The organism is Methylocaldum sp., assembly GCF_035627495.1.
Lineage (GTDB): Bacteria > Pseudomonadota > Gammaproteobacteria > Methylococcales > Methylococcaceae > Methylocaldum.
In genome coordinates this window covers 61,271-70,977 of the sequence record NZ_DASPLO010000159.1, presented here as the reverse complement: position 1 = coordinate 70,977, position 9,707 = coordinate 61,271, and the positions used below count along the sequence as shown (strand labels likewise).

Below are 9,707 nucleotides of genomic sequence, written 5' to 3'. Positions count from 1 at the left end.
GGCAAAAGCAAAATGGCTGCCCTCGGCGCCGCCATGCGAAAACTCGTCCACCTCTGCTTCGGTGTACTCAAAACTCGAAAACCTTATCAAGTCAACTACGCAATTTCTTCTTGACTGGAAAGACGGTATCTACGCGGGCTGGATGAGGTGCTGAAGCACTTGCAAGGATAAGCGTAAATCACCGTAGGATGTGGCGACGTTAGGAGCCGCATCAGCGCGGTAGGCTGGGTAGAGGTACGAAACCCAGCATTTTCAGACCGTTGCCGGGATTCGCTTCCGCTCGTTCCAGCCTACGATTCCCCTCCTGTTCCATCGCCCCATGTATCGGCATCCTCAAATGTAAATCGATGCTGGCGAATTCGCAGCCTTTCTCACCCGTAACTCGTACAGCAAACAGCGGCGGAAATTCAAAGCGGCAACGGATTCCAGGCGTGGCCTAGCCGGTGGCGGACACCCCGCTGGACCAGCGCTTCACGACATGGTCTCGTCACTGCGCTGGGCAATATCTCCCCTTTATCCGAATGCGAGCTATGCTTTTTAGAATTGCCGAAGGATCGGGGCGGCACGGCTAACCTCCATCGCGGCGCACGCTATTTCTTCGAATTCCCATGGCCTAACTACAGCAACCAAAAAGGCACACCAGACTACCCCGTGGCGCATCGATTCCCGATGGGCGCAGCCTGCCTGCGGTCCGGACTCCCGATGCCGGTCCTCTCGAATCCATTTACCGCTCGGCACGGGGCGACTCGCGGGATAGGGGATTCATTCCAAGTAAAAAAACGACAACGATCAGAGGAGACCGGAATAACAGACCAGTTCAGCATCAGAAGCAATGTCTTGATCTCAAATTCAACAACAAAAATAAAGGTTACATATGGATCCAATACTTGGACAAATCATTTTATGGCCGATACCTTGGGTTCCCCAGGGATGGGCTCTGTGCGATGGCTCCTTGCTGTCGATTTCGCAGAACACGGCGCTTTTCTCTTTAATCGGAACCACTTATGGCGGCAACGGCCAGACCACGTTCGCCCTTCCCGACTTACGGAACCGGGTGCCGGTCGGTTCCCCGAATATGTCTAATATCGGTGGTATCGGCGGCTCTGCGAGTGCGATCGTCAACGCCACCGGAACCGGTGCCGTAACCGTGGGCATTAACAATCTGCCGGCCCATAACCACTCCGCGGCCTTCAGCCCCAGCGGCAATGGTTCGTCAATCAATATCGCGATTCCGGCGGTCAGTGGAACGACCGGGACCACCAATGTTCCCGACAGCACGATGAGCCTGACCCAGAGCCCCGGCGGCCAGCCGAACGCTCAGATCTACAGTGCCGCCAATCCCAATACAACCCTGAAACCGTTCCCGGTGTCGGTTCCGGCCAGCGGCGGCACGGTCACCGTCGACAACACCGGGAGCGGCCAGCCGATTCCGATTTCGGTCAACGTGCCGGTTACGATCGATAATATGCAGCCCTACCTCGTTCTCAATTACATCATCGCCATGCAAGGCATCTTCCCGTCACGTCCGTGACCGATAGCGCCGCGTCCGGATTCGGACGCGGCGCACTGTTACTGTTCTTTCCGCCGAAGGATACCCCCATGCTTGCCGACCTTACTTGCGCCGTCTTTACGCTGGCCGTGAATCAGATCTTCCGGGTCACCGACTCGGAGGGCAACGGCGTTGACCTGGAACTGATCGAAGCCAAGGAACATCCGAATTATTTCGCCTCCAGCATCACCCACCGGACGCCGTTCAACCTCGCGTTTCGCAGGCCGTCGGCACCGGCGATTCCCCAGGGGATCTACATGGTCGAACATCCCGTGCTCGGCCGGTTCGAGGGGCTGCTGATCGCTCCCCTGTTCCACCCCTCAGCTCCGGGCGGTCCCGATACCCGTCACTATCAGATCAGCTTCGGCTGAACCGCCGATGTCCGGTCGCCTGTGGGTCCGAAAGCCGTTCCGCGATTGGGTATCGAAACGATGCTAGACTGTTTGGCCCGGCAGGGGAGAATCTTGCCATCGCTACCATCACCGTCGGCACCCTGAAGTTCGCCAAGCGCTGTAAAAAAATAAGACATGATCCCATCGCCTGAAACGCTGCCACGCTTCCACTTCATTTCCGGCCTGCCCCGATCGGGGTCCACGCTGCTCGCCGCCATCCTGCGGCAGAATCCCCGGTTTCACGCGGGCATGGCCAGCCCGGTGGGAAGCTTGTTCACCGCCATGCTCAACCAAGTGAGCGCCGGCAGCGAATGGGGGCCGGTGGTGACCACCGAACAGCGCCGCCGATTGCTGCGCGGCGTTTTCGAGAGCTACTACGCCGACCAGACCGACAAAACGGTCATTTTCGACACCAGCCGGCTTTGGTGCAGCAAACTCCCGGCGCTGCTCGACCTTTTCCCCGATGCGAAAGTGATCGCCTGCGTGCGCAATGTCGGCTGGATCATGGACAGCATCGAACGCCTGTACCGCGCCGACCCTTTCGAAAACACTCGTTTGTTCATCGACGACGCGGAGCGAAACACCGTTTACAGCCGGGTGGAAACGCTGGCCCAACGCAACCGCCTGGTGGGGTTCGCCTGGTCGGCTTTGAAGGAGGCGTTCTATGGCGAGCAAGCCGGATCCTTGCTAGTGGTCGATTACGAATTGCTGGCCCAGGCCCCTCAACGGGTATTACCGCTCATTTATCGATTCGTCGGCGAACCGGAGTTCGAGCATGACTTCCAGAATGTCTGCTACGAAGCCCCCGATTTCGATTCGGCCTTGGGCATGCGTGGCTTGCATACCGTGCGTCCCGAGGTGGGCATGCGGACCCGCGCGACGATTTTGCCGCCGGATCTGTTCGAGCAATACGCTCAGCTATCCTTTTGGACAGACCTTGGCCGAAGCCGGGCCAATGTGATCTCGGCGAAATCCGAAGCCGGGCAGGCGAGCCAAGCCCGACCCCAAAACACTTGAGACCGAACCGGGCAAGTGATTAACGCCGCCGTTCAGCGCAAAGAGCCAAGAGGAGAAGACGATGGGAATATTCGAACGTTTCACCCGCGGGCGGGCCGCCCGGCACGACCATTCGACGGAAACGTTTCCCCGTGAGTCGCCGGGCCTTTACGCGTTTGCCCTGGAGCCCCGCATGATGTTCGACGGTGCGGCGGCGGCCACGGCCGCCGATGCCGCAACTCAGACAGCCGAGGCGGAAGCCGTCGATACCGCTTCCCACGCCGAGAATACCGATCAACAACCCGAGCCCGAAGCAAGTTCCGAAACGCCGGATTCCGGCGAAGCCGCCCAGCCCTTCGCTTCCGTGCTCTTTATCGATTCGCGCGTCCAGGATGTATCGTCTCTCTTGGCCGGCATCGATTCCGGCGTGGAGATCGTTCGCCTGGACGCCCAACAGGACGGCCTTCAGCAAATGGCCGGCTATCTCGCCGGCCATTCCGGTTTGGACGCGGTCTATGTTGTCGCCCACGGTTCGGAGGGCGATCTTTGGCTTGGCGGGACCTATTTGAACGGTTCGAATTTAGCCGATCACGCCGACACCTTGGCATCTATCGGCCAGTCCCTGAAAGAAACCGGCGATATCCTGATTTACGCCTGCAACACCGCCGCCGGCGAACAGGGCGTTGCCTTCGTGTCCGAGCTTGCGCGCTTGACCGGTGCGGACGTAGCGGCGTCCGACGACCGCACCGGCGCGAGCGGCGACTGGGCGTTGGAAATCGCCACCGCTTCCATCGAAGCGGCCGCGCCGTTCTCGGCGACGGCAACGGATGCCTATGGCCACGATTTGGCGATCATCACCGTCACCAGCAATGCCGACAGCGGGGCGGGAAGTCTGCGCAACGCGATTTCCTCGGCCATTGCCGGCGACACCATTACTTTCAATGCCGGGATGACCATAACCCTCACCTCCGGCGAACTCACCGTCAATAAAAATCTGACGATTGACGGCGACCTCGACGACAACGGCACCCCCGATGTGACCTTGGACGCCGATTACAACAGCCGTGTGCTGACTGTCACCAGCGGCACCGTCAGCCTGGACGGACTGACCGTCACCAAGGGCCTTGTCTCCGGAGACGGCGGCAGTTACAACAGTCTTGCCGGCGGCGATGCCCTGGGCGCCGGGATTCTCGTCTCCGGGGGTACGGTTACCATCAACCATTCGGTGATAACGGGCAATGTCGCGGCCGGCGGCGGCGGCAACGGCGGCGGCTCGGGCTACGGCTATGGCGGCGGTGGCGGCGGCGGTTTCAGCGGCAAGGGGGGAGGCAACGGCGGCGCGTACAATGCCTCCTATTCGGGAGCGAACGGGGTAGCTGGTACGGGCGGCACCGGCGGATACTATGCGTATGTAGCCCAGGCCGGTAAGGGCGGTAGCGCCACCGGCGGTGCGGGCGGTTCGACTGCAAGCGGTTTTTCCGCCGGGGGCAACGGCGGCACGGCCGGTACCGGCGGCGTGACCATCGGCGGCGGCGGCGCTGGCGCCGGCGCTTCGCAGGCGGCGTCGATCGGACAGGGCGGCCATGCCGCCGGCGGCATGTACATTGCCGCCGGAGCCACGGTCTACATGGCCAACACCACGGTCGCCAATAACCTGGGGGCTGGCGGCGGCGGTGCCGGTTCCAGCAACACCGTCAATGCCGCCAACGGCGGCATCGGCGTCGGCGGCATCTGGAACAAAGGTACTTTCAAGTACGAGAGCAGTACGGTCGATCTCACCGGGACCGACAACGCCAATTACGGCGCCGGTGGCAAGGGCGGTAATAACCAAAATGGGAACAGTGCCGGCAGCGATGGCGCCGGAAGCAACACCGGCGGCGAGAATCTCGCCAATGCCGGCACGGCGGACAGCACCTGGACGTCCAACACTAACCCCACCATTTCCGACGTCGCCAACCAGACCATCAACGAGAACGGCAACACCGGATCGCTGGCGTTCACCGTCGGCGATGCCGAGACGGCGGTCGGCAGCCTGATCGTCGCCGGAAGTTCCAGCAACACCGCGCTGATTCCGAACGGCAACATCGTATTCGGGGGTTCGGGTGCGAACCGCACGGTGACGGTGACGCCCGCCGGCAATAACGCCGGCAGCGCGACGATTACCCTGACCGTGACCGACGGCGGTGGGCTGACGGCTACCGACACGTTTACCGTCACGGTGAGCGACGTCAATCCGGCCATCACCGCCGGGCAAACCTTCAACATCGCCGAAAACAGTGCCAATGCCACGTCCATCGGCACGGTAGCGGCGACCGGCGACACCAACGGTCTGATTTTCAGCATCACCGGCGGCAACACCGGCGGCGCTTTCGCCATCAACGGCAGCACCGGCGAGATCACGGTGGCGAACAGCGCCGCGCTGGACTACGAGACCAATCCGACGTTTACCCTCACCGTTGCGGTGGACGACGAAGACGGCGACACCGGTGCCGACGACTCCAGGACGGTGACCATCAATCTGAACAACGTCAACGAAGCGCCCACGGACATTTCGTTCAGCGCCACCTCGATCAATCTGTCGGCGGCGAGCGCCGGAGCGACGGTTGCGACCCTCACGGCGGCGGACCCGGACTCGGGGCAGACCCACACCTTCTCCCTCATCGCCGGCATCGGCGACACGAACAACGGCTCCTTCACAATCAGCGGGAACGAACTGCGGATCGGCGCCGGGGCACTCACCGCGGGAACGTACAGCGCGCGCCTCCGCGCCACCGACAATGGCGCCGGAAGCCTCGCCTACGAAGAGGCGGTTACCATCACCGTCGTCGACGACGTGGCGCCGACCTTCACGGTCACGGCGCCAAGCAACGGCAGCTACAAGACCGGCGACACGCTGACGTTTACTGCGGCCGCCTCGGAAGCGGTGACGGTGACCGGCACACCGCGGCTGGCGCTCACGCTGTCGGGCAGCAGCCAGACGGTCTACGCCACCTACAACAGCGGGATTTCGAGCACTACGTCGCTCAAGTTCGAGTACACCGTGGGCGCGGGCGAGCTCGACGGCGACGGCATCGCGCTGTCCGCCGCAGCGATCGATCTCAACGGCGGCACGATCAAGGATGCCGCCGCCAACGACGCCACCCTGAGCTTCACCGCGCCCACCCTGACCGGCGTATTGGTGGACGGAGTCGCGCCGACCGTGAGCAGTGTCGTCGTGCCGGCCAACGGCACCTACAAAGCCGGCGACAACCTGGATTTCACGGTCAACACCTCGGAAGCCGTTACCGTCGCCACTGGCGGCGGCACGCCGCGCATCGCGCTGACGCTGGATACCGGCGGTACGGTCTATGCCAACTACCTGTCCGGCAGTGGTTCCAGCGCGCTGGTGTTCCGCCACACCGTCGCCGCGGGCACTCTGGACACCACCGGCATTGCGGTCGGCGCGCTGTCGGCCAACGGCGGAACGCTGAAGGACGCCGCCGGCAACGACATGACGGTGACGCTGAACAGTGTCGGCAGCACTACGGCCGTTCTGGTGGACGGAATCGCGCCGACGGTGAGCGGCGTTTCGTCCACCACCGCCAACGGCAGCTACAAGGCGGGCGACATCATCGCCGTCACCGTGCAATTCAGCGAAGCGGTGACGGTGACCGGCACGCCGCAACTGACTCTGGAGACGGGGGCCACTGACCGCACCGTCGGCTACGCCGGCGGCAGCGGGACCAACACGCTGACCTTCAACTACACGGTGCAGGCGGGCGACACCAGCGCCGACCTGGATTATCTCAATACCACCGCGCTGGCCCTCAACGGCGGCACCATCCGGGACGCCGCCGGCAACGACGCCGTGCCGACCTTGGCCACGCCGGGGGCGGCCAATTCGCTGGGTGCCAACAAAGCCCTGGTCATCGACACGACCGCCCCTGTCATCAGCGCGGTAACGATTCCCGACGCCACGATGAAAGTGGGGGACACGGTGACCGCCACTATCACCGTGGCCAGCGACAGCGACAATTACACCCTGGTCTCCGGCTCCATCGGCGGCTTCACCCTGTCGAACCTGGCCAAGCAAGGCAACACCAGCTACACCGCCACGTTCACCGTCAGCGAAGGCGGCGCCGACGTGGCGGCAGGCAGCGACATCCCGGTCAGCCTGGTCTTGCAGGATACCGCCGGCAACCAGAGCACCGCCTACGCCACCGCGATCAGCCAGGCTGCCGATGCCGTCAACGCCCACACGCCGACCGATATGGCGCTGTCCGGCAGCAGCGTGCAGACCAACGCGGGAGCCGATGCCACCGTCGGCACCTTGTCGTCCACCGATGCCACCAGCGGCGACGGCTTTACCTACACCCTGGTGTCGGGTGCCGGCTCGACCGACAACGCCTCGTTCAACATCATTGGCGACACGCTACGCGCCAACGACCCCGCCAGCCTGTCCGTCGGGTCCCGCTCGGTGCGCATTCGCACCACCGATGCCGCCGGCAACGCCTTCGAAAAGGCTTTCGCCATCACGGTAACCACCAACAGCGCCCCCGCGCTAGGGGGCACTTTCACCGCTAATGGTGCGGTCGACGATAACGCCACCATCCAGCCGTTCAGCCAGGTGACGATCAGCGACGCGGACAACGACAACGTCAGCGTTACGATTGCTTACACCGCCGCCAACGGAACCCTGGCGGGAACCGGGTTGACCGGGAGCGCCGGTAACTACACGCTCGGTGCGACTGATGCCGCCACGTTGACCAGCCGATTGCAGGGGCTGGTATTCACCCCGACCGCCAATCACGTGGCGTCGGGCGGCACTGTGGTCACCCAGTTCACCCTGACCCCCAACGACGGTACCGTCAATGGCACGGCAAACAGCACCACCCAGGTGACCGCCACCTCGATCAACGACGCGCCGAGCGTGGCGGGCACTTACACCTTCGCGGGAACGGACGAAAACACCCCGACTACGGGCGTGCGGGTCTCGACGGTCATCGGTGGCCTCACCTATGGTGATCCCGACACCGGTGCGACTCCCGGCGTCGCCGTGACCGGGGCGACCGGCAATGGCGCGTGGCAGTACTCCACCGACTCCACCGACGGTGCGAACGGCGCCTGGACCGCATTCGGCGCCATGTCATCCAGCCAATCGCTGTTACTCGACGCCGGCAGTTGGATTCGCTATGTGCCGGACAACCAGAACGGAGAAACCGCGACCCTCACCTTCCGTGCCTGGGACCGAACCAGCGGCACCGTCGGCAGCCGCGTCGACACCACAAGTCATGGCGACACTACCGCCTTTTCCAGCGGCACGTCGGCCGGTTCGCTCAGTGTTGCCGCGGCCAACGACGCGCCGGCCATATCGGTACCCGGCAGCCAAGCGGTGAACGAGGATACCAACCTCACCATTGCCGGAGTTTCCATAAGCGATATGGACGCGGGATCGGGGACGGTGCGAGTGACGATGAGCGCCGGTCATGGGGTGATTACGCTCGCTTCCGCTTCTGGGCTTACCTTCGCCACCGGCGACGGCACCGCCGATGCGACCATGATCTTTACCGGTACCCTAACCGATATCAACGCCGCTCTATCCACGCTCGTCTACCGCGGCAACACGAATTACAACGGGTCCGACACCCTTTCCATCCAGGTGACCGACCAGGGCAACAGCGGTTCCGGCGGACCCAAGACCGACAGCGGCAGCATTGCCCTCACGGTCCAAGCGGTGAACGACCTGCCGACCGGGGCTAACGACGGCATCGAAGTCACGGGAGGACAAGTCCGCACGCTCGGCCTGCAAGATTTCCTCTTCGCTGACGCGGACGACGATCCGCTGGACAGCATCATCGTGACCGGTTTGCCCGCGAGCGGCAGGTTGACGTTGAACGGCAGCGACGTAACGGTGGGACAAACCATCCATGCCTCTGATCTCGTTGCCGGGAAATTAGCCTTCCTTCCTCAAGACGCGACGGCACCGGCGCAAGTGGCGCTCGTTTTCAAAGTCAGTGATGGCAAGAACTCCAGCACCGAAAGCTATACCCTGCACATCACCGTGCGGGCGGGACAGGTCGCCAGCAACGCTGTTCAGACTAACTCTGTTCAGATTGTGGAATTTAACGGCGCCGTCTCTACCGATCGTCAAGCCATGGAGGGGGGCGTGCTTACCCTATCATCCGCGGATGCCCTCGGCGGCGTGGGCGGGGGATTTGGCGATGGCATCGGCAGCAGCGACGGATCGGACAGCGGATTTGGCACAAACGCCATTGGCAGTGATTCCAGCAGCGGCTTCAGTAGCGGATCGAGCGGCCGGCAAAATGTCGCAGCGGTCTACGCCTTCGCTACCGAAACCGCGGCGGGCGGCACTATCGGCCTACCGTCCGATGCACTCGCCAACCTGGACACCGCTGCGGGAATCCAGTTCGACGCCGCTCAGGAAAACGGTGACGCATTACCCTCCTGGATCCAATTCGATCCCGACACGGGCGCTATAAAAGTGCTGGAGGGGGCCGACAAAACGGCTACGATCGTGATCACCGCGGTCGACGGCAAAGGCAACAGGGTGGTCATCAAGGTGGTCGTCAAGCCCAAAGGCTCGCCGAAGGCTTTCTGGGATGGGCCCGGCAACCGCGCCTATGTGGCCGACGCTACCGTATCGTTCACCGATCAACTCCGGGATCACGCCGGTTACAGTCGCGAACGGGGCGCGTTGTTGGCCAGTTTGGCCCAGATTTCCGGCGGATAAGATCGGGGCGATAGTTTTTACAAAAAATTCAATAAGAAAA

At 62.8% G+C, this 9,707-nt stretch carries 5 protein-coding genes and 1 pseudogene; 5 read left to right on the top strand and 1 reads right to left on the bottom strand.

Annotated features, from left to right (window positions below; all coding sequences use genetic code 11):
• From VEB01_RS14045 to VEB01_RS14035, 3 genes and pseudogenes are all read left to right on the top strand, one after another.
• Positions 1-114 (top strand): annotated as a pseudogene (locus tag VEB01_RS14045) (IS110 family transposase); the annotation flags it as partial.
• Between the two features lie 760 nt (positions 115-874).
• Complete coding sequence (locus VEB01_RS14040; protein WP_324876451.1) at positions 875-1,531, top strand: phage tail protein; 657 nt, start codon at positions 875-877, stop codon at positions 1,529-1,531.
• A 68-nt stretch (positions 1,532-1,599) separates the two neighbouring features.
• Complete coding sequence (locus tag VEB01_RS14035) at positions 1,600-1,920, top strand: DUF6916 family protein (protein ID WP_324876450.1); 321 nt, start codon at positions 1,600-1,602, stop codon at positions 1,918-1,920.
• On the opposite strand, the gene VEB01_RS14030 is transcribed toward VEB01_RS14035, so the two are convergent.
• Positions 1,902-2,078, bottom strand: a complete 177-nt coding sequence (locus VEB01_RS14030; protein ID WP_324876449.1) for a hypothetical protein — start codon at positions 2,076-2,078, stop codon at positions 1,902-1,904. The genes VEB01_RS14035 and VEB01_RS14030 overlap by 19 nt on opposite strands.
• Here VEB01_RS14030 and VEB01_RS14025 point away from each other — a divergent pair.
• Together VEB01_RS14025 and VEB01_RS14020 are read left to right on the top strand one after the other, a co-directional pair.
• On the top strand, positions 2,077-2,958 hold the full coding sequence (locus VEB01_RS14025; protein ID WP_324876448.1) for a sulfotransferase family protein: 882 nt from the start codon (positions 2,077-2,079) through the stop codon (positions 2,956-2,958). The genes VEB01_RS14030 and VEB01_RS14025 overlap by 2 nt on opposite strands.
• Positions 2,959-3,019: 61 nt before the next feature.
• The gene (locus VEB01_RS14020; RefSeq protein ID WP_324876447.1) at positions 3,020-9,667 is read left to right on the top strand and encodes a DUF4347 domain-containing protein; all 6,648 of its coding nucleotides are present in this window, start codon (positions 3,020-3,022) and stop codon (positions 9,665-9,667) included.
• Positions 9,668-9,707: the final 40 nt, after the last annotated feature.